The sequence below is a fragment of the Thermoactinomyces sp. FSL K6-2592 genome, from assembly GCF_038006465.1.
In the GTDB taxonomy this organism is placed as follows: Bacteria; Bacillota; Bacilli; order Thermoactinomycetales; family Thermoactinomycetaceae; genus Thermoactinomyces; species Thermoactinomyces vulgaris.
In genome coordinates, this window is the sequence record NZ_JBBOVH010000001.1 from 202,332 (window position 1) to 223,321 (window position 20,990).

The 20,990-nt window shown below is 48.9% G+C and carries 19 protein-coding genes; 9 read left to right on the forward strand and 10 right to left on the reverse strand.

Annotated elements, in window-relative coordinates:
- Window positions 1–109: 109 nt before the first annotated feature.
- Both guaB and NYE37_RS01135 read right to left on the reverse strand, forming a co-directional pair.
- Window positions 110–1,567, reverse strand: coding sequence for an IMP dehydrogenase (gene guaB, locus NYE37_RS01130; protein ID WP_049720751.1), 1,458 nt, complete (start codon window positions 1,565–1,567; stop codon window positions 110–112).
- Between the two features lie 161 nt (window positions 1,568–1,728).
- On the reverse strand, window positions 1,729–2,583 hold the full coding sequence (locus NYE37_RS01135) for an alpha/beta fold hydrolase (RefSeq protein ID WP_037998254.1): 855 nt from the start codon (window positions 2,581–2,583) through the stop codon (window positions 1,729–1,731).
- 95 nt (window positions 2,584–2,678) lie between these two features.
- On the opposite strand from NYE37_RS01135, the gene NYE37_RS01140 reads away from it, so the two are divergent.
- Window positions 2,679–3,668, forward strand: coding sequence for a YaaC family protein (locus tag NYE37_RS01140; protein ID WP_049720750.1), 990 nt, complete (start codon window positions 2,679–2,681; stop codon window positions 3,666–3,668).
- Here NYE37_RS01140 and gyrA read toward each other — a convergent pair.
- The 7 genes from gyrA to dnaA all read right to left on the reverse strand — a co-directional run bounded on the left by gyrA (window position 3,665) and on the right by dnaA (window position 12,472).
- The gene (gene gyrA, locus NYE37_RS01145) at window positions 3,665–6,121 is read right to left on the reverse strand and encodes a DNA gyrase subunit A (protein WP_340711718.1); all 2,457 of its coding nucleotides are present in this window, start codon (window positions 6,119–6,121) and stop codon (window positions 3,665–3,667) included. The two genes, NYE37_RS01140 and gyrA, sit on opposite strands and share 4 nt — an antisense overlap.
- 26 nt (window positions 6,122–6,147) lie before the next feature.
- The gene (gene gyrB, locus NYE37_RS01150; RefSeq protein WP_198050905.1) at window positions 6,148–8,061 is read right to left on the reverse strand and encodes a DNA topoisomerase (ATP-hydrolyzing) subunit B; all 1,914 of its coding nucleotides are present in this window, start codon (window positions 8,059–8,061) and stop codon (window positions 6,148–6,150) included.
- 44 nt (window positions 8,062–8,105) lie between these two features.
- Window positions 8,106–8,357 carry an extracellular matrix regulator RemB gene (gene remB, locus NYE37_RS01155; RefSeq protein WP_062843211.1) on the reverse strand — a complete coding sequence of 84 codons (252 nt, stop codon included), beginning with the start codon at window positions 8,355–8,357 and terminating at the stop codon, window positions 8,106–8,108.
- Window positions 8,354–9,472, reverse strand: coding sequence for a DNA replication/repair protein RecF (gene recF / locus NYE37_RS01160; protein WP_037998245.1), 1,119 nt, complete (start codon window positions 9,470–9,472; stop codon window positions 8,354–8,356). Before recF ends, remB begins: the two co-directional genes overlap by 4 nt.
- A 15-nt stretch (window positions 9,473–9,487) precedes the next feature.
- Window positions 9,488–9,703: a S4 domain-containing protein YaaA gene (gene yaaA / locus NYE37_RS01165; protein WP_037998244.1), complete on the reverse strand. Its 216-nt coding sequence runs from the start codon at window positions 9,701–9,703 to the stop codon at window positions 9,488–9,490.
- 41 nt (window positions 9,704–9,744) lie between these two features.
- Window positions 9,745–10,878, reverse strand: a complete 1,134-nt coding sequence (dnaN, locus tag NYE37_RS01170) for a DNA polymerase III subunit beta (RefSeq protein ID WP_037998241.1) — start codon at window positions 10,876–10,878, stop codon at window positions 9,745–9,747.
- A gap of 238 nt (window positions 10,879–11,116) precedes the next feature.
- Complete coding sequence (gene dnaA / locus NYE37_RS01175) at window positions 11,117–12,472, reverse strand: chromosomal replication initiator protein DnaA (RefSeq protein WP_037998240.1); 1,356 nt, start codon at window positions 12,470–12,472, stop codon at window positions 11,117–11,119.
- A 544-nt stretch (window positions 12,473–13,016) separates the two neighbouring features.
- Here dnaA and rpmH point away from each other — a divergent pair.
- The 8 genes from rpmH (at window position 13,017) to rsmG (ending at window position 19,474) form a co-directional block, all read left to right on the forward strand.
- The gene (rpmH, locus tag NYE37_RS01180; protein ID WP_082240799.1) at window positions 13,017–13,151 is read left to right on the forward strand and encodes a 50S ribosomal protein L34; all 135 of its coding nucleotides are present in this window, start codon (window positions 13,017–13,019) and stop codon (window positions 13,149–13,151) included.
- A 127-nt stretch (window positions 13,152–13,278) separates the two neighbouring features.
- The gene (gene rnpA / locus NYE37_RS01185; protein WP_037998238.1) at window positions 13,279–13,632 is read left to right on the forward strand and encodes a ribonuclease P protein component; all 354 of its coding nucleotides are present in this window, start codon (window positions 13,279–13,281) and stop codon (window positions 13,630–13,632) included.
- Between the two features lie 15 nt (window positions 13,633–13,647).
- Complete coding sequence (gene yidD, locus NYE37_RS01190; RefSeq protein WP_037998237.1) at window positions 13,648–13,893, forward strand: membrane protein insertion efficiency factor YidD; 246 nt, start codon at window positions 13,648–13,650, stop codon at window positions 13,891–13,893.
- A 24-nt stretch (window positions 13,894–13,917) separates the two neighbouring features.
- Window positions 13,918–14,673, forward strand: coding sequence for a YidC/Oxa1 family membrane protein insertase (locus NYE37_RS01195; protein WP_231564651.1), 756 nt, complete (start codon window positions 13,918–13,920; stop codon window positions 14,671–14,673).
- Entirely contained in the window at window positions 14,670–15,302 is a 633-nt protein-coding gene (jag, locus tag NYE37_RS01200; protein ID WP_037998235.1) for an RNA-binding cell elongation regulator Jag/EloR, read from the forward strand. Before NYE37_RS01195 ends, jag begins: the two co-directional genes overlap by 4 nt.
- Window positions 15,303–15,420: 118 nt before the next feature.
- On the forward strand, window positions 15,421–16,797 hold the full coding sequence (gene mnmE, locus NYE37_RS01205; protein ID WP_037998232.1) for a tRNA uridine-5-carboxymethylaminomethyl(34) synthesis GTPase MnmE: 1,377 nt from the start codon (window positions 15,421–15,423) through the stop codon (window positions 16,795–16,797).
- Window positions 16,798–16,812: 15 nt separating this feature from the next.
- Complete coding sequence (mnmG, locus tag NYE37_RS01210) at window positions 16,813–18,717, forward strand: tRNA uridine-5-carboxymethylaminomethyl(34) synthesis enzyme MnmG (RefSeq protein ID WP_037998229.1); 1,905 nt, start codon at window positions 16,813–16,815, stop codon at window positions 18,715–18,717.
- 37 nt (window positions 18,718–18,754) lie between these two features.
- Window positions 18,755–19,474 carry a 16S rRNA (guanine(527)-N(7))-methyltransferase RsmG gene (gene rsmG / locus NYE37_RS01215; protein ID WP_037998227.1) on the forward strand — a complete coding sequence of 240 codons (720 nt, stop codon included), beginning with the start codon at window positions 18,755–18,757 and terminating at the stop codon, window positions 19,472–19,474.
- A 69-nt stretch (window positions 19,475–19,543) separates the two neighbouring features.
- On the opposite strand, the gene NYE37_RS01220 is transcribed toward rsmG, so the two are convergent.
- Window positions 19,544–20,902: a hypothetical protein gene (locus NYE37_RS01220; protein ID WP_340711719.1), complete on the reverse strand. Its 1,359-nt coding sequence runs from the start codon at window positions 20,900–20,902 to the stop codon at window positions 19,544–19,546.
- Window positions 20,903–20,990 lie beyond the last annotated feature (88 nt).

Sequence of the window (20,990 nt, forward strand, 5' to 3'; positions counted from 1 at the left end):
TACAAAATTGCAATAAAAAAAGAAATGGACAAGAAAAGAAAAATTTCGCATCACGAAGAAAAGCTGTTGACCGAATCAACGATCAACAGCTTGCATTTTAACGGATGGATTATAAATGATAGTTGGGCGCTTCTTTGGTGATTTGGACATCATGCGGATGGCTTTCGCGCAAAGAGGCATTGGTGATCCGGATAAACCGGCTGTTTTCCTTCAGTTCTTTCAATGTGGCCGCACCGCAGTAACCCATTCCGGCACGGATGCCTCCGATCAATTGATACACGGTATCGGCCAAAGGCCCTTTGTACGGAACCCGTCCTTCGATGCCTTCCGGAACGAGTTTTTGCGCATCTTCCTGGAAGTAACGGTCTTTGCTCCCCTGTTGCATGGCGCCGATGGATCCCATTCCCCGGTACACCTTGAACCGGCGTCCTTGGTAAATTTCTGATTCCCCGGGAGATTCCTCCGTTCCGGCAAACAGGCTTCCCAACATGACTGCATCCGCACCCGCCGCCAAAGCTTTGACGATATCCCCGGAATAACGGATTCCTCCGTCAGCAATGATCGGCACACCGTACTGGCGGGCCACAGTCGCGCAATCATAGATCGCCGTGATTTGCGGAACGCCGATGCCGGCAACCACACGGGTTGTGCAAATGGATCCCGGGCCGATTCCAACTTTCACGATATTGGCACCTGCCTCGATGAGATCACGGGTGGCTTCACCGGTTGCGACATTTCCGGCCACAATGACCAAATCCGGATACTTCCGGCGAAGCGTGTGAATGGCATCCAAAACCCCTTTGGAGTGGCCGTGGGCCGTATCCACAACAATCAAGTCCACTTCGGCATCGATCAAGGCTTGAACCCGGCGTTCCATATCTTTGGACACCCCGACAGCCGCCCCGACCAAAAGACGTCCTTGTTTATCTTTGGCCGCGTCGGGAAACTGTGTCGCCTTTTCAATGTCTTTGATGGTGATGAGCCCTTTTAAAACCCCGTTTTCATCCACCAGCGGCAATTTCTCGATTTTATGCTTTTGCAGGATTTCTTCCGCTTGTTCGAGCGTGGTCCCGACCGGAGCCGTAACAAGTGGTTCGGTCGTCATCACTTCTTGAATCGGCATGGCATAATCCCGTACAAAGCGAAGGTCACGGTTGGTGATAATGCCAACCAGTTTCCGGTTTTCATCCACAATCGGCACACCGGAAATCCGGTATTTGGCCATCAGTTCTTCCGCGTCATGGACTTTGTGTTCGGGCGTCAGATAAAACGGATTGGTGATCACTCCGCTTTCGGAACGTTTGACACGGTCGACTTCCTCGGCTTGTTCTTCCACTTTCATGTTTTTATGAATGATTCCGATTCCGCCTTGCCGGGCAATGGCAATCGCCAGTTTGGATTCGGTGACGGTGTCCATTCCCGCACTGATCAACGGAATATTCAATTCAATTCCTTCTGCCAGCTTGGTTCCCACATTGACTTCGCGAGGCAGTACCTCTGATTTTGCCGGCAATAGCAGTACATCATCAAAAGTCAATCCTTCTTTGGCGAATTTCTGTTCCCACATAGACGTTTTCCCCTTTTGGCCTAATAATTTTAAAGCAGTTTAACAGTCTCCTGCATAACTGTCAAGATTTTTCAAGATCCAGCCATGGCTGTATTGTATTTATCCATAGATTATCCACAAAAGCCTGTGGATAACTCACAAAGGCTTGTGGATAAATGTGTTTAAGGCAACAACTTGGATACAAATTCGGCAACCAGCGGGCTCTGGATCAACTGCAAATGGTTTAAATGCCAAAAAGTTTTCACATGGTAAGCGCCGGGAAGCGTGGCTTTTCCTTCTTCCACAACCCCGTCGCTGTCTGTATGATATTTCAGGGCCAGCAAGGTCCAACCGACGGCCAATTCCCCTTTCCATCCCCGGTCGCCCCAACCGTCCGCATCCCCGGCAATCGTGTACAGTTTTCCGTTTTGATAAAACGGGCTTTTTTCCACCGGAAAGCGCCGGTTAAACCGGGCCACTGCTTCCGGCGTGACATCTTTGATCCCTTCCTGTCCGTTGACAAACATCCCCAGCCATTCATATTCTTTCGCAAGCGGTGTCCCTTGATGCGGAGTCCCGAGCGTCACCAGGTCCGCCACTTCCCCGGGCCGCATGTAAACCAAACGCCGGGCAACGAGTCCACCCATGCTGTGAGCCAAAATGTAGTAGTTTTTCCCGAGTCCGTGCCTTTCTTGGAGAATCGAAATTTTCTCGGAAATCACCCGGGCCTGCTTCTCAATGGAATCATTCCCGGCCTGATGGTTTTTCGCCCCCATCATGATCACCCGTTTTCCTTGCACCGGCATCGACCAGACTTTCATGGACGAATTGGAATACACCACATAAACATTCCCGGAGCCCCAATTCCGGGCCAAACAGTTTAAAAATTCATACCCCCATTGATGGCGGTTGTTAAATCCGTGAATCAACACCAGATCATATTTTTTCGGAACCGTTGTCTTTCCGGAACCCGGAGGCGGCAACAGTCCAAACACAAAAACCGACAACAGACAAAGGCATATAACCTTTCTTTTCATGGATGCTGCCTCTCTCCCATTGCTCTTTCTTGTTATAGCCCTTTTTATTTTGTCAAACAATAAAAAAAAAAGAAAGAAAAATCGAGGTGACGGGTGTGCCGTTTTGCTCAGACCCTTCTTCCCGTGATGGCTTCCATGCACCGGATCTTTTTTTAAAACTGCAAAATGAAGAATGGGCACGCAAATTTCTGCAGCAAAAATATCAGGATGCTTCTTTCGGGGAACCGGGAGTTTTGGCTTACAAAAATGTCCAATCTTTTGCCGCTTACATTCGCCAAGCTTGCTCCCTGTTTCAAACAGCCCGGGCATGTGACAAATGGATGCAACCCCTTTTGCTCTATTATGGGATGATGGATTTTTTCAAAGCCTGGATTTTAACCAAAGACCCCGATTATCCAAAGAACACGGCCGTGTTGCGACACGGGCTGTCGACCCGCAAACGGAAAAGGGAACCCTTTCGCTTTTCGCAGGACGAAATCCGGATCCAAAAAGAGGGACTGTTTCCGTATCTGGCTGAAATGATGAACCTTCCGGTATCTGCCGGCGATTCCTATCGGATGAAGGAATTGCTCGGCTTTTTGCCTGAACTGCAGCCGACGTACTGGACGATCTTCGGTGAGTGCACTTGGTTTCCCGTGGATTGGATGCCTTCTTCCTCCCTTATGGTCATCCCTGAAAAAATTCTGGATCAATGCCACCTTGCTACCTCATCCTTTGTGGAAAAATTAAACGCACAAAGCAGGGAAATTCAGTTTTCATTGCACCATCAAGAGGAAGGAGCGCTTTACCTGAACTGTTCCGCCTCCGGCCCGCCGCACCGGCTTCATCCTTGGATTGAAAGAAACAAAAAGGGCGACCATTACCTGTATATCGGTAATCATCGCCCTGGTCCGCTTCCGCGGGTCATTTCCCTGATGATGCTGTGTTTTTCCATGAGTATGCTGTGCCGGTATGATCCCCCCTTGTGGGAAGAAATCATGCTGGCGTCCGTTCATCAGGAACAGCTGATGTTAATCCATCTGACTGATCTGATTCTTTACGGGTTCCCCGGCTTTATGGCCCCGTTTTGGGATTGGCCGGATTAAGCATCCGATTCTTTCTCTTCTTTTTCATCGTTTTCTTCCTCGGCATGCACCCGGGCCACCGCGGAAACTTCGTCTTCATCCACCCGAATCAGACGGACACCTTGGGCATACCGGCCCATGATGGAAATATCCGCGACTTTGATCCGGATCACAACACCCGATTGCGTGGCAATCATGAGATCTTCGTTTTCCGACACCACTTTGTGCGCAACCACTTCGCCTTTTTTCTCTGTCAGGCTTAACGTTTTAATCCCTTTGCCTCCACGCGATTGAATCCGGTACTCATCGATCGGCGTCCGTTTTCCGTAGCCGTTTTCGGTCACAATCATTACGTAGCTGTCCGGAACCACAATATCCATGTCAATGATGCGGTCTCCTTCGCCCAGGGTGATTCCTTTTACCCCGGTGGCGGAACGTCCCATTTCACGGACATCGGATTCATGGAAACGAATGGACATGCCGTGCCGTGTGCCCATGATCACTTCCTGGTCCCCGTCGGTCAGGCGCACGCCCACCAGATCGTCCCCGTCACGTAGATTGATGGCGAACAATCCGTTGCGGCGGATGTTTTCAAACTCGCTTAATGCGGTTTTCTTCACCACCCCTTCCGCCGTGACAAAGAAGAGGAATTGGTTCGGGGTGAACTCTTTGACCGGAATGACGGCTTCGATCCGTTCCTCTTGATCAATTTGAATCAAATTGATCACCGGTGTCCCTTTCGCCGTCCGTCCCAGTTCCGGAACTTCATAAGCTTTCAGGCGATAAACCTTTCCTTTGTTTGAAAAGAAAAGCAGCGTGCTGTGTGAATGGGTGACAAACATGTGCTGAACGAGATCATCATCACGGGTTCCCATCCCCGTGATGCCTTTGCCGCCCCGTTTTTGCGCGCGGTAGGTGGAAAGCGGCACCCGCTTGATATACCCTCTTTGCGTCATCATGATGGAGACTTCATCTTCCGGGATCAGATCCTCAATGTCGATGTTGTCTTCTTCAATTTTGATCATTGTCCGGCGTTCGTCACCGTATTTTTCTTTGATTTCAATGATTTCCTTGCGCAACACACCCCGGATTTTGTTCTCATCGGCAAGAATGGCACGCAATTTGGAGATCAGCTGTTGCAGCTCTTTATATTCGCTCTCGATTTTTTCCCGTTCCAAACCGGTTAAACGGTGCAGCCGCATATCGAGGATGGCTTGGGCTTGTTTTTCGGACAGGCCGAACCGTTCCATCAGGCCGGTTCTCGCTTCCTGCGTGGTTTTCGAGGAGCGGATCAAATCAATCACTTCGTCAATCTGGTCCAAAGCGATTCGGAGCCCTTCCAAGATGTGCGCCCGGTCTTCCGCTTTGTTCAAATCATATTGAGTCCGGCGGCGAATCACTTCGATTTGATGGTCCACATAATGTTGGATCGTCTGCTTCAGATTTAACACGCGCGGTTGTCCGTCGACCAATGCCAGCATGTTGATGCCGAAACTGGTTTGTAAGTTGGTGAATTTGTACAGGTTGTTCAAAACCACCTGCGGATTCACATCTTTGCGGAGCTCAACCACCACACGCATTCCGTTGCGGTCGGATTCATCTCTTAAATCGGTGATTCCGTCGATCTTTTTATCCCGTACCAATTCGGCGATTTTTTCGATCAATTTCGCTTTATTGACTTGGAACGGAAGTTCGTCCACCACAATCCGCATTTTTCCGTTTCGGGCTTCTTCAATCCGCGTTTTAGCCCGGATTTGAATGCTTCCGCGACCGGTGCGGTACGCTTTGCGGATTCCGTCATAACCCAAAATAATGCCGCCGGTGGGGAAATCCGGCCCTTTGATCACTTTGATCAATTCCTCAACGGACACATCCTGATTTTCCAGCAACAACAGGATGCCGTCGATCACTTCCCTCAAATTATGCGGAGGGATGTTGGTGGCCATCCCGACCGCAATCCCCGAAGCCCCGTTGACAAGGAGGTTCGGAAAACGGGAAGGGAGCACCACCGGCTCCTCTTGTTGCCCGTCGTAGTTGGGTGTGAAATCGATGGTGTCTTTTTGGATGTCGCGAAGCATTTCCAGATTGATGGCAGCCATCCTTGCTTCGGTATAACGCATGGCCGCCGGCGGGTCCCCGTCCACGGATCCGAAGTTCCCGTGTCCGTCGACAAGCGGATAACGGTAAGTAAAGTCCTGTGCCATCCGCACCATGGAATCGTACACGGCCGCATCCCCGTGCGGGTGATAATTCGCCGTCACGTTTCCGACGAGACGGGAAGACTTTTTGTACGGCTTATCCGGGGTCATCCCCAACTCGTAAAAGGTGTACAAAATCCGCCGGTGAACCGGTTTTAACCCGTCGCGGACATCCGGCAACGCCCGGCTCACGATCACGCTCATCGCATAGTCCAGGAAAGAGGTTTTCATTTCCTTACTGATATTGACTTCTTGGATACGGTTCATTTCTTCCATTGTTCATCTCTCCGTTCTACACTCGCCTAAATATCAAGGTTCGCCTGTTGTGCATACTCCTTGATAAATTCCCGACGCGGTGCCACGCGGTCTCCCATCAACATTTCAAACACTTCATCGGCATCCATGGCATCTTGCAAAGAAACACGGAGCAAGGTGCGGCTTTCCGGATCCATGGTGGTTTCCCACAGCTGGGTGGCGTTCATTTCCCCCAACCCTTTGTACCGTTGGATCTCGATTTTCCCTTTCCCTTGGAGCTCGGCCACGATTTCATCTTTCATCTTGTCATTGAACGCATACCGGATCTTTTTGCCTTGCGTAATTTTATACAGAGGCGGTTGGGCAATATAGACATATCCATGTTCAATCAACGGACGCATGTACCGGTAAAAGAAGGTGAGCAGCAAAGTCCGGATGTGGGCACCGTCGACGTCGGCATCCGTCATAATGATGATTTTGTGATAACGGGCCTTTTCAATATTGAAATCATCGCCGATTCCGGTTCCCAATGCCGTAATGATGGTGCGAATCTCATCATTGGAAAGCGCCCGGTCCAGTCGTGCTTTCTCCACATTGATGATTTTTCCTTTCAATGGCAAAATGGCTTGGAACATCCGGTCCCGTCCTTGTTTTGCGGTACCGCCGGCAGAATCCCCCTCCACAATGAAAAGCTCGCTGTCCTGAGCGCTGCGGGAGGTGCAATCCGCCAGTTTCCCGGGCAATGCACTGACCTCCAACGCGTTTTTGCGCCGTGTCAATTCCCGGGCTTTGCGGGCGGCCTGGCGGGCACGGGACGCCATCACGGCTTTGTTAATAATCTTTTTCGCTTCCGCGGGATGCTCGTCCAAATAGGTTTGGAAATGATCGGCAAAGAGCTGCTCGGTTGCGGAACGGGCTTCGCTGTTCCCCAGTTTGGTTTTGGTTTGCCCTTCAAACTGAGGATCCATAATTTTCACGCTGATAATGGCGGTCAAGCCTTCCCGCACGTCGTCCCCGGTCAAATTGCTGTCATTATCCTTCAAAAGGTTGTTCCGGCGGGCATAATCATTGATCACGCGCGTCAGAGCCGATTTAAAGCCGGCTTCATGCGTGCCGCCCTCGTGCGTGTGGATGTTATTGGCATAAGAATAGATGTTGGATGTAAAAGAGTCGTTGTATTGCAAAGCGATTTCAATCAGGATGGAATCCCGTTCCCCCTGAATGTATACCGGCGGTTGATTCAACACTTCGCGATTCCGGTTCAAATGCTCCACAAAAGACCGGATTCCGCCTTCAAACTGAAAAACCACTTCTTTTTCTTCTTCGCCGCGCAAATCCTTTAAAATGATCTTTACGCCGCCGTTTAAGAAAGCAAGTTCGCGCAGACGATTTTGCAAAATGTTGAAATCAAACTCGGTGGTTTCCGTGAAGATCTCGGGATCCGGTTTAAAGGTGATTTTGGTCCCTGTTTCCTCTGTTTCTCCGATCACTTCCAAATCCGCATCCGGAACCCCTCGTTGATAACGTTGATGATAGATTTTCCCGTCACGCTTCACTTCGACCGATAGCCATGTCGACAACGCATTGACAACAGAAACCCCCACACCGTGCAAACCGCCGGAAAATTTGTATCCGTCTCCGCCGAATTTACCCCCGGCATGAAGGACCGTCATCACAACCTCCACCGCCGGACGGCCCATTTTCGGGTGGATCCCGACAGGAATCCCGCTTCCGTTGTCAATCACGGTCACACTGTTGTCTTCATTGACAATCACCTGAATGGTATCACAACGGCCGGCCAGTGCTTCGTCGATACTGTTGTCCACCACTTCCCACACCAAATGATGGAGACCGCGGCTGGAAGTGGAACCAATATACATTCCCGGCCGCCTTCGTACGGCTTCCAGACCTTCTAACACCTGAATTTGTGTTTCATCATAATTTGTTTGTTGAATGGACACTCTCGGTCACCTGCTTCCTTCTTCCATAACTGATAAACTCGGTTCTATATCTTTTGAGTCAGATCGGCCCGTTTTTTCAATGTGGTTGAAGAAATGGGCGATGCATAGATGTGATGTGTGGTGATCACATACGATTTGATTTCGTCAGGAGACAAATGTTCAATTTTCTTTTTCTGATGGCAAGCGTTCAAAAACGGTGGCGTTGCACTCTTCGCAACATTGGCGTCCAATATGGCGATCACTTCGCGAATGCAAATCATCCGGCTTCCACCCAAGTGGATAAACACTTCTTTCACCCCGATTCCGTAATCTGTCCTTGCTTCACCTGATAGATTTTGGCTCCGGATAAGATATCCGGATGGATCCCGTCCAAACCGGTGGTGGTCACAAAAGTTTGGACACGTCCGGAAATGGCCTTCAATAAATGCGTTTTGCGCATGTCATCCAATTCGGACAACACATCATCCAATAATAATATGGGATAATAACCGATTTCCTGATGAATCAATTCGATTTCCGCCAGCTTGAGCGACAAGGCGGCGGTTCGTTGCTGTCCCTGGGAACCGTAATGATGAAGATCCATCTCTCCCAGAAACAACCGGATGTCATCCCGTTGCGGCCCGATGGCGGTACTTCCCCGCATCACTTCTTTTTGGCGGTTTTTTTTCAGTTCCGACCGCAAAATCTCCGCCCATTCATCCGGCCCGGATGGTTCGGGCAAAGGAAAAGAAGGGCGGTACTTGATCACCAGCTCCTCCGGCTGTTGCGTAATGGCCTGATGAATTTCACGCGCCCATCGGGTGAGGGATTTTAAAAACTGTTTTCTTTTTTTCCATAAATGGACGGACAAAGCGGCAAATTGTTCATCCAATACCTCCAATAAAGGGGAATCCTCCTGCTTTTGCCGGGAAAGTTGTTTCAACAGGCTGTTTCTCTGCACGAGCAATTTGTTTAATTGCGACAAATCATGCACATATTGAGGACTTACCTGGCCAATCTCCATATCTAAAAAACGGCGTCGAACCTGCGGGCTTCCTTTGACCAGCGCCAGATCCTCCGGCGCAAAGAGGACGGCAGGAAGCGAGCCGATATACTGACTCAACTTCCTTTGTTCAACCCCGTTCCGACTCACTTTTTTTCCTTTGTCCGATAAACTGATTTCCAGACGCTGGATCTCATTTCCTTTTTTTACTCTGCACTTGATGAACGATGCCTTTTGGCCGAAACGGATCAGTTCTTTATGAGTCCGTGTGCGGTGTGATTTGCCAAGCGCAAGGACATAAAGGGATTCGAGGATGTTGGTTTTCCCTTGGGCATTGGGGCCGACAAAGAAATGAAGCTCCTCCGGACAATGCAGATGAAGTTTCTCAATGTTTCGGTACTGTTTCAATTCCAGGGTTTGGACACGCAAAACGAAGATCCTCCCTTACCGGTCCGACACGACCACGGACCCGAACCCGGAGATATCCACTTGATCCCGGGGATAAATTTTTCTCCCCCGTCTCGTTTCCACTTCGCCGTTGACTTTTACCGTTTCCTCTTGCAAAAAGTACTTGGCTTGCCCGCCGCTGTTGATCACATCCAGGCGTTTTAAGAGTTGCCCCAATGTGATGTACGGTGTGTCAATCTTGATGGATTCCAATCCCAGTCCTCCTTTTCGGGCGTCATCCGTACCGGTCCGTCCTAACGGGTGCGGACCGGTACGATCAGATGGAGCGAGTCATCCCGGTCTGTCGGTTGGATCATAAACGGTGTCATCGCGCCTGTGAATTGAATCCGGATTTCATCGCTTTCAATGGAGCGGAGAGCTTCCATCATGTAACGCGCATTAAAAGAGATGCTCATTTCCGGCCCGTTCACCTTGGCATTCACTTCTTCAGAGACGCTTCCAATATCCTGGGCGGTGGAGTGAACTTCCACTTTTCCGTCTTTTATAGTCCATTTTATCACATTATCCCGGCCATCCCGACTGATTAGGGATGCACGATCAACGGATTGTAACAATTCCTTGGTGGAGGAAACGAGTTCCGTCTCACCACGTTCGGGAATCACCCGGTTGGTGTCGGGATAGGTCCCGTCCAACAAACGGGAATAAAACGAGAATTCATCGGTTTTTACCAGAATTTGATTTTCCGCGATCAGGATATCCACATATCCGGAATAATCCCCCAGGGTCTTGGCCAATTCCGACAAGCTTTTGCCCGGGACAATCACATTTTTCAGTGTCACTTCCGGGGAAGCTTCCACTTGGGCCTGTTGTTTGGACAAACGGTGGCTGTCCGTGGCGATGCAAGTCAACACCCCATTTTTAAGTTGGAACAGCACTCCGGTCAATACGCCCCGCGCTTCTTTGGCGGCCACGGCAAATCCAGTTTGCCGGATCAGGGATTTGAGTGCATCGGCGGAAATACTGAACATCTGCTCTGTGGATAAGTGCGGCAAGCGCGGATATTCCACCGGATCCAGTCCGTTCAGTTGAAATTCCGCCATATCCGATCGGATGGTGGTTTGGAATTGATCATTGGTGATCCATTCCACTTCATCTCCGGGCAATTTGCGGACAAGCTCGCCAAAGATGCGTCCGGGGAGTACGATACTACCTATTTTTTCCACGAACACCTGATCCAAGTCCTCTTTTTTGACGGGAACATGCACCTGAATGGTGATGTCCGAATTGCTTCCGGTCAGAGTGAGCCCATCTTCATCCACAGCAATTTTAATCCCGGTGAGAATGGGAATGGTTGTTTTGGAAGAAACCGCTTTGGATACTTGAGAAACAGCATCAACCAATGCTGATTTGATGACACGGAATTTCATATCGATCCTCCTTGATGGTGATAGAACCAAAAATTGTTTTGGGAAAAACATGACAGGCATGCATAAAGCAGGACGCTTGTACATATATTTATTTTTTAAAATTGCAGTAGCACTAGTAGTAGGGATTGTGGATAATGTGGAAAACCGGGTTTGGACCAGGTGTAAAGCGGATTGCCGGCTGTGGAGAAAGTGTGCATAAGCTTGTACACCTTATCCACAGTTTCCACAGGCGTTGCTTTTAAGCTTTGCGTTGAAGTTGTTGTTTCAACTGCTTGATCACTTCTTTGACTTGGGGGTCTTCTTCGATCATGCGGCTGATTTTCTCATGTGCATGAATCACGGTTGTATGATCGCGCCCTCCAAAATCTTCCCCGATTTTCGGCAAAGAGAACTCTGTCATTTCCCGGCACAGATACATAGCGATCTGTCTTGGAAATGCCACCGACTTTGTTCGCTTTTTACTTTTCAAATCCTCTATGCGGAGACGGTAATAATCACAGACCGTCTGTTGAATAATATGAATGCTGAGCATTCTTGGCTTTGAATCGGGCATGATATCCTTCAGTGCCTCCAGTGCCAGATCGGGAGTGATGGGTTGATTCAAGAGAGCTGAATAAGCCACAACCCGGATTAACGCACCTTCCAGTTCACGAATGTTTGTATCCACGCGATCCGCGATAAATGCAAGGACTTCACTTGGAACATCTAAATTATCAGCTATTGCTTTCTTTCGCAAGATCGCGATCCGCGTTTCCAAATCCGGCGGTTGCACATCGGTGATCAGACCCCATTCAAAGCGTGAGCGCAAACGGTCTTCCAGCGTGGGGATTTCCTTGGGCGGCCGGTCGCTGGAGATAATGATTTGTTTATTGGCGTCATGCAAAGCGTTAAAGGTGTGGAAAAACTCTTCCTGGGTCTGTTCTTTTCCCGCCAAAAACTGAATGTCGTCGATCAACAAGATATCCACGGAACGGTATTTGTTCCGGAATTGGATCGTTTTGTTATCCCGGATCGAATTGATAAATTCATTGGTGAATTTTTCGGATGAGATGTACACCACCCGGCTGGACGGATCATGTTTCAGTACATAATGACCGATGGCATGCATCAAGTGTGTTTTTCCAAGGCCGACGCCACCGTAGATGAACAAAGGGTTGTATGCTTTGGCAGGCGCTTCGGCCACAGCCAGGGAAGCCGCATGGGCAAACCGGTTCCCGGAACCGATGACAAATGTGTCAAAAGTGTACCTCGGATTCAGTTGGGAGCCGGGGTCTTTTTCGTCTTCCACGTTTTCCGCCGCCGGTTGTTGCGGTTCTTTTAAGGATTCATGATGGTTTTTTTCCTGGGTCTGGCTGACAAATTTCACGCCAATTTTTGAACCGCCGGTCACTTCTTTCAAGGTGTCCCGCACCAAATCGGCATAGCGCGATTCCAGCCAGTCCCGGGCAAAATCATTGGGGGCACAAACGATCAGGATGTCATTTTCCATGTTGATGGCTTCAGTCGCCTTGAGCCAGGTTTCAAAACTGGGCTTGCTGATTTTGTTTTGGATGGAATCCAACGTTTGGGACCATAATTCTTGGATGTGAATCACCCAAAGAACCTCCTTCCTGACAAAAAAATGAACAATACTTATCCACAGTCAAAAGCGACGATGCATCAGAGTCTATTGCATTTATTCACATTATCCACAGGCTGTGGATACTTTTTTCCACAACTTGTGGTTAAATGATCTCCCGGATTATCCACAACTGTGGATATTCACTGCTCCGCAACATATTTATCCACAGGAAAACAAGAATAGAATATCAAAATATACCAATATTTACAATGAAAAATAGTGAGTTATCCACAATTCACAAAGCGGAAAAAACCTTGTTATCCACAGCAGGGGATTTGTGGATAAATCGTGGATAATTTTGGGATAACGGGTGGATAATGAAAAATTTATCCACATGTGGATAAACAGGAGTGGATCCGGCCGGATTCTTGACAGTGATTGCCGATGCTGTCTATAATGATAGAGATTGTCCATCGGTTATTCACGGACTTGATTGAAAGAAGGGAGGTATCCTGGAACGCGGTCCTCAGCCGGCAAATTTGCCGTGGCTGAGTGATGGGGAACCAGGGGAATGAAAATGAAACGCACATTTCAACCAAGTAACCGCAGACGTAAAAACAAGCACGGTTTTCGTGCACGCATGAGCACGAAAAACGGACGTCGTGTTCTTGCAAGACGCAGAAGAAAAGGAAGAAAAGTATTATCTGCTTAATAAATGCCGGCCACGTGTTTTGTGGCCTTTTTTCCTATTTAATTCACGTTGAAAGTGTTTAATCTGCTTCTTTTTGTTTTATAATGTGAAGAAAAAACGGGGATTTTAGCGAGGAAGGAGATTTTCATTGCAGCGGGAATACCGTCTGAAGAAGAGAAAAGATTTTCGGAGGGTTTTTCAGGCCGGTCAATCTTTTGCCAATCGGCAATTTGTCGTGATCCAGTATGGCCGTTCTCCTTCCGGGCCACCGCGTATCGGCATCTCCGTGAGCAAAAAGGTCGGGAATGCCGTGATACGCAACCGGTGCAAACGTTTGATCAAAGAGGTGGCGAGGCATTGGGTTTCCCATTTGAAACCCGGAACCGATTACGTTATCATCGCCCGAAACCCCGTTGCCCAAATGGATTACAAACAGGTGAAATCCAGCCTTTTTCACGTGTTTCGCAAGGGAAAATGTTTTGTGTCAAAGCCTTCGGAATAGGGGAGGAGGAGTGGAATGAAGTGGATTGCCATCGGTCTGATTCAATTTTATCGCTATGTCATCTCACCGCTTAAGCCCCCTGTCTGCCGCTTCGTTCCCACCTGCTCGGAATACGCTTTGATTGCCTTTCGGAGACACGGATTTGTTGTCGGGGGATGGTATACGTTGATCCGTCTGTTGAAATGCCATCCTTTTCATCCGGGCGGATTTGATGATGTGCCGGAAAAAAAGAAACCGCAAACAAATGGATTCAGAGACTGAAGAGAAGATGAGGAGGAGTTATCCTTGCAAAAACGGAGGCGCGGGATTGCTGTACTCTTGCTGATGATTATGGCTGTCACCATCCTTTCGGGGTGTGCCCCCGATCAAAACCGGTACAAGATCGATTACAACAATCCCAGCTTTTTTCAACAGATCTTGGTTATCCCGATGGTCAAATTGCTGGACATCTTTAAAGATGCTTTGGGAAATTACGGATTGTCGATTCTGGTGCTGACCTTTCTCGTCCGTCTGATCGTCTTTCCGCTTACCTGGAAACAGCAACAAAGCACCCAGCGGATGCAGGAAATTCAGCCGGAAATGATGAAGATCCGCAAAAAGTACGAGAAAAATCCGCAAAAAATGCAAGAAGAAACCATGAAGCTGTTTCAAAAGCACAACATCAACCCGATGGCCGGATGCTTGCCTTTATTGATTCAGATTCCCGTTTTGTTCGCTTTTTACCAAGCGATCATGGGAAATGAGCATATCAAGGAATCCAGTTTCCTTTACCTGCAATTGGGAAGTCCGGATCCTTATTTCATCCTGCCTTTGATCGCGGCGTTTACCACGTACTTGCAGTTTATTGTTACCGGAGCGCAAAGCAATCCGCAAATGAAAGTAATGGTCTGGATCATGCCGGTTATGATCTTTTTCCTGGCCTATCAGTTCCCGTCCGCACTTTCTTTATACTGGGTATACGGGAACATCTTCACCATAGCCCAATCTCTCATTTTGCAGAAGCTGAATAAAAAAAATGAAGTAAAGGGTGCAACTCGTTGAGCAAACGGATAGAGCGGGCCCGGTCCGTTGAATTGGCGATTGAAAAAGCATGTGATGCGTTACAGGTGTCACCCGGTGAAATTGGGTATGAAGTGATCCAACCGCCCAAAAAAGGATTCCTCGGTATTTTCGGGAGACGGGATGCCATCGTGGAAGTTTCCGTCATCCGGAAGGAAAGCCCCGGGGAATATGCCTGTCAATTTTTGAAGGGGATCGTGGAGCGGATTGGTTGGCCGTGCCAAGTCGAAATGAAGGAAGAGCCGGCGGAGATTTCCTTTGTGTTGAAAGGAGAGGACTTGTCTCTTCTGATCGGAAAACACGGCCGGACGTTAAATGCAATTCAAACGTTGGTGCAAACCGTTGTCTGGCGGAAATACAATAACGGCATTCGCGTGACGGTGGATGCGGGAGATTACCGCCGTCGCCGGAAGGAGTCGTTAAAGCACCTGGCGGCGAAGATGATGGAAAAAGTCCGTGAAACGAAAAAAGAGGTGACCTTGCATCCGATGTCCGCAAGCGAACGGAAAATGATTCATCGCTTGGTACAGCGGGAAAAAGATTTAACCACATACAGTGTCGGAAAAGAACCCCGGCGCTCTGTGGTGATTGATTTAAGAAAAAACCAATAGCAGACGGCGCCCGTAAACTCCCCGTTCAGGGGGGTTTTTTGTTTCGGCGATTTTTTTGATTGAATGAATCGGATTATGCTAAGATTAAGTATTAGGAATCATGTTGGAGTGTGAAAAAATGGAGACCGATACCATTGCAGCGATTTCCACCCCCGTGGGGGAAGGGGGCATTTCGGTGATCCGTGTCAGCGGACCCGATGCCATTTCGATTGCAGATCAGATATATCAAGGAAAAAAATCTCTGGACAAGGTGCCTTCGCATACCGTCCATTACGGATATATCGTGGATCCGGAAGCGGGAGAGCGGGTCGATGAAGTGCTGGTGACCGTGATGCGCGCACCACGAACATTCACCCGGGAAGATGTGGTTGAAATCAGTTGTCATGGCGGGATGATTCCCGTTCAAAAAACGTTGGAAATCCTGTTGGATCATGGAGCAAGATTGGCGGAGCCTGGCGAGTTTACCAAACGGGCTTTTTTAAATGGCCGGATTGATTTGTCCCAGGCCGAAGCTGTCATGGATTTGATCCGCGCCAAAACGGACCGTGCCGCAAAAGTGGCTCTGTCCCAACATGACGGGAAACTTTCCCGTTTGATTCAACGACTGAGAAGCGAAATTTTGGAAACCCTTGCCCATCTTGCGGTCAATGTGGATTATCCGGAGTATGACGCCGAAGAGATGACGGCCGGATTTTTGCGTGAGCGCTGTGTTTACATTTCCGGTGAAATTGAACGGTTGCTTCAAACCGCCCGCCAAGGGAAAATTTACCGGGAGGGAATCAAAACGGCAATCGTGGGGCGTCCCAATGTCGGCAAGTCATCGCTGATGAATGCTTTGACCCATGAAAACAAGGCCATTGTGACCGACATCCCGGGAACCACACGGGATGTGATTGAGGAATTTGTCAATGTGCGGGGAATTCCCCTCAAACTGTTGGACACAGCCGGAATCCGCGAGACCGAGGATGTGGTGGAACGGATCGGGGTGGAACGTTCCCGCCAAGCATTGAAACAGGCGGATTTGGTGTTGCTTTTGTTAAATTACGCCGAACCCCTCACCCCGTTGGACCGGGAGCTGCTTTCGCTGATTAAGGAGCACAGTTCGATCATCATTGTGAACAAAACAGATTTGCCCCGGCAAATCGAATTGGATGAAGTGAAGCGCTTGGCCGGCGACGTTCCGATTATTTCCGCTTCCGTCAAAGAGGACCGGGGAATAGAGGATTTGGAAGAAGCCATTACCCGGCTGTTTCAGTTGGGAAAAGTGGAACTTGCCGATGCCACGTATGTCAGCAATTCCCGGCATATCCACTTGCTTCGCAGAGCTTTGACAAGTATGAAAGATGTGATCGAAGGGATTGATTCGGGGGTTCCGCTGGATATGGTGGAGATTGATTTGAAAAATGCCTGGGAATCGTTGGGCGAAGTCATTGGGGACTCCGTCTCCGAAGATTTGATCGACCAGATTTTTTCGCAATTTTGCTTGGGCAAATAAAGAGAGGTGAGCAGGATGAGGGATGCATCCCAATCCCAAAAATTTGACGTGATTGTAATCGGTGCCGGTCATGCCGGATGCGAAGCGGCCTTGGCCGCGGCCCGGATGGGTTGTTCCACACTGCTGTTGACCCTGAGTTTGGATACCATCGCTTACATGCCATGCAACCCTTCGATCGGGGGCCCGGCCAAAGGCCATGTGGTGCGTGAGATTGATGCGCTGGGTGGAGAAATGGGGAGAAATATTGACAAAACCCATATCCAGATGCGGATGTTAAATACGGGGAAAGGGCCGGCTGTTTATGCGTTAAGGGCACAAGCCGACAAAGTGCTGTATCAGCAAGAAATGAAGAAAACCCTGGAATCAACGCCCAATCTCCGTTTGCAGCAAGGAATGGTGGAAAAGCTGATTGTGGAAGACGGCGTGTGCAAAGGCGTCATCACCCGGACCGGAACCCGCTATCTGTCCGAAACGGTGATTTTGACGACCGGAACCTATTTGCGCGGCAAAATCATCATCGGGGATATCAGTTATGAAAGCGGCCCGAATAACCAACAGCCTTCCATCCAACTGGCTTATCATTTGAAAGAACTCGGTTTTGAAATGGTCCGGTTTAAAACCGGCACCCCGCCCCGGGTGAATAAACGATCCATTGACACCGGCAAGATGACCATTCAGCCGGGAGATGAGGAACCACGGGCTTTCTCCTATGAAACGACGGAATACATCACTGATCAACTGCCTTGCTGGCTGACATACACCAATGAAGAGACGCACCGTTACATCCGGGAAAATTTGCACCGCGCCCCCATGTATTCCGGGATGATTGAAGGGCGGGGGCCCCGTTATTGTCCGTCGATTGAAGACAAGATCGTCCGGTTCGCCGACAAAGGGCGGCACCAGATTTTTATCGAACCGGAGGGACGGGACACGGAAGAAATGTATGTCCAAGGGCTTTCCACCAGCTTGCCGGAAGATGTCCAGTTAAAAGTGCTTCACACCATCAAAGGACTGGAAAAGGCAGAAATGCTCCGTACCGGCTATGCCATCGAATATGATGCCATCGTTCCGACGCAACTTTGGCCTTCGTTGGAGACAAAATTGGTGAAAAACTTGTTTACCGCGGGTCAATTGAACGGAACTTCCGGTTATGAAGAAGCGGCCGCACAAGGCATCATGGCCGGAATCAATGCCGCTCGAAAAGTGCAAGGCAAGGAACCCGTGATTTTGGACCGTTCGCAAGCTTACATCGGTGTTTTGATTGATGACCTGGTCACCAAAGGGACCAATGAACCGTACCGGCTGTTGACATCACGGGCGGAATACCGCTTGTTGCTCCGGCATGACAATGCGGATTTGCGTTTGACGGAATTGGGCTATGAAATCGGGTTGATTCCGGAAGAGCGTTATCAGCGGTTTGTCAAAAAGAAAGAATTGATCCAAAAGGAAATTCAACGCCTGAGGGAAACCAAAGTCCGGCCGAAACCGGAAGTCCAAGCGATCCTGAAGGAAATGGGAACCTCGGAGATCAACAATGCGGTGGAACTGGCAAACTTAATCAAACGCCCCGAATTGGGATATAAAGAAATTGCCAGCATGTCCCCGCCGCCTGAGCCGCTCCCGGCGGATGTCATGGAGCAAGTGGAAATTCAATTGAAATATGAAGGTTATATCAAAAAAGCGCTCCAGCAAGTTGAAAAAATGCGCCGTATGGAAGAAAAACGGATTCCCGATTGGGTGGATTATGACAAAATCTCGGGAATTTCTTCGGAAGCACGGGAAAAATTAAAAGAAGTACAGCCGGTTTCTTTGGGCCAGGCTTCGCGAATTTCCGGGGTGAATCCTGCGGACATATCCATTTTGATGGTGCATATCGAGCAAGGCGGAAAAGCTTATGCCATATCGGAAAATCAAGCCTGACAAGTTTGTCAGGCTTTTTTAAAGGAGGTTTCAGGGGATGCATTGGGGGAGTTGGTTGCAACAAGAAACAGCGGAATGGGACATTTATCTGTCCCATGAACAGCTCCGGCAGTTCCACCGGTATTATGAGCTCTTGGTTGAAAAAAACAAAGTGATGAATTTAACGGCAATCACGGAAGAAAAGGAAGTCTACATCAAGCATTTTTATGATTCATTAACCTTGGCCCGCGTCATTCCGTTGAATCGTGTCCGGTCCGTGATCGATGTGGGGACTGGTGCCGGTTTCCCGGGATTGGCATTAAAGATTGCTTTTCCCCATTTGCAGGTGGTTTTGTTGGATTCGCTGAAAAAACGGGTCAACTTCTTAAACGAAATTGTGGGGGAATTGGGATTGACCCGGGTGGAATGCATTCATGGACGGGCTGAAGAGTTTGGAAAGAAAAAAGGATTCCGGCAAAGTTTTGATTTGGCCACGGCGCGTGCGGTCGCCCGGTTAAATGTATTGGCCGAATATTGCCTGCCGTTTGTCAAAGTGGGGGGGCATTTCATCGCCATGAAAGGGCCGGATGTGAGAGAGGAAATGGAAGAAGCGGGCAAGGCTTTGCACACCCTCGGGAAAACGACGCTGGATGTGAAGCAGTTTCGTTTGCCGGAAGAGATGGGGACGCGCAGTCTGCTGTGGATGAAAAAGCGGGATCATACGCCCAAAGCTTATCCGCGGAAAGCAGGGACACCGGCCAAACAACCATTGGTTTAAAAAGTCTGTTTCATATATAAAAAGAAAGCCGAATGCTCTTGGAGTCAGGGAGTGATTCGGCTTCTTTAATTAACCCATATTATTGATTAAATTGTGCAATCCACGCAAAGCGATTTTTCTCTTCTCAATTTTATCGATTTCTTGGCGCTTCCGGCTGTTTTGGGAATAAGGGGTCATGATTTCTTCCCACGAACTGTAGCCACCATAAGCATCTTCAAACTCAATGTCATCCCGTTTCAAACTGGATGCAGATTCTTCACTTTCATTCGTTTGAAAAGCGGAAACCGGTTGTTGCGCCTCGATCTTGTCTTCAATCCCGAAGGATTGGACACCGGATGAACCGTTGGGAAAGATGGGGTGCTTTTCATGGGTGGCGTGTTCTTCTGAAAACAGCATTGACTGGTTTCCTTGTTGTTGATGGTTTTCCGTCAATGATTGGTTTGTTTTTTCCGCAAGTGCTCCCCGCTTTTTTTGCAATCGGCTTCGCTTTCCCTGGCGGACCCGGCGGCGCGGCGAAAAAGGCTCAAACGGGACGAGTTCGTTTGACGGGTTGTCTTTGCTTTGTTCATTTGGTTTGAAATAATCCGATGGAAGGTTATTGTCGGACTCCGCATCGAATCCGTTCGAATAAAAATCAGGGAACGAGTCGGAAGAAAACGGGTCATCCGAAGTTCCGTACGTTTCCGGCGAAAAAGAGGAACGGTCTGATTGCATCGGCGATTCCTCGGCATCCTGGTTGAATGAATGGATCCACTGATTGTTTGTCCGTTTTTTGCGAAGTTTTGGTTCCCTTTCCAGAAGCATCTCTTCTTGTTTTTCCTGATCTTCGTCGATAAAAGGCGGATTCCAGGGATCTTCCCCGTGGTTGCTTGATTCTTCCTCTTTCCCCAACTGAACCCGTTCCAAGTGGTATACCGGATATTCATCCCCTGTTTCCGATGGTTCCTGGAAATTCAACTTTTGTTTACGGCGCAAAGTTTTTTTGCGTAAAGGGCCGCGATTGGTGAAAAAAGAATAGTGGGGAGGCGCATATTCCACTTTTTGAGCTTCGATGATCTCCATGTCTTTGGCGCTGGAGCTTTGGTCGGCCTGAGACGATTCATCATAAAAAGAGTCGGTTTGATAAGAAAAATCTTCAACCGGTTTGCTTTGGAATGTATATGTGTTGGTTTCAAGATGATTGGTATGTAAGGTTTGCTTTTGTACAAAGATTTCCCCGTTTCCATGCGTATCTGTTCGTGAGGAGGGGTCGCTTGATCCGGTGGATTGCCCGACTGCTTGTTGACTGATTAACGTTGCAATCATCTCGGGTTTCAATTCGATATACAGTGCGTTTTTCCCCTTTTCTTTGAGTGCATCGGCAGCCGCTTTTCCCGAATTGCCCGTACCGATAAGAATGCAATCGAATTGGGATTCAAATTGTGACATCTACTCCACCCTCCTTATAGTCGCCTGATCCCTTCCAACCTTCTTTCTCAATTATTATCTCTTTTTTCAGCGACAATCTCTATAATTT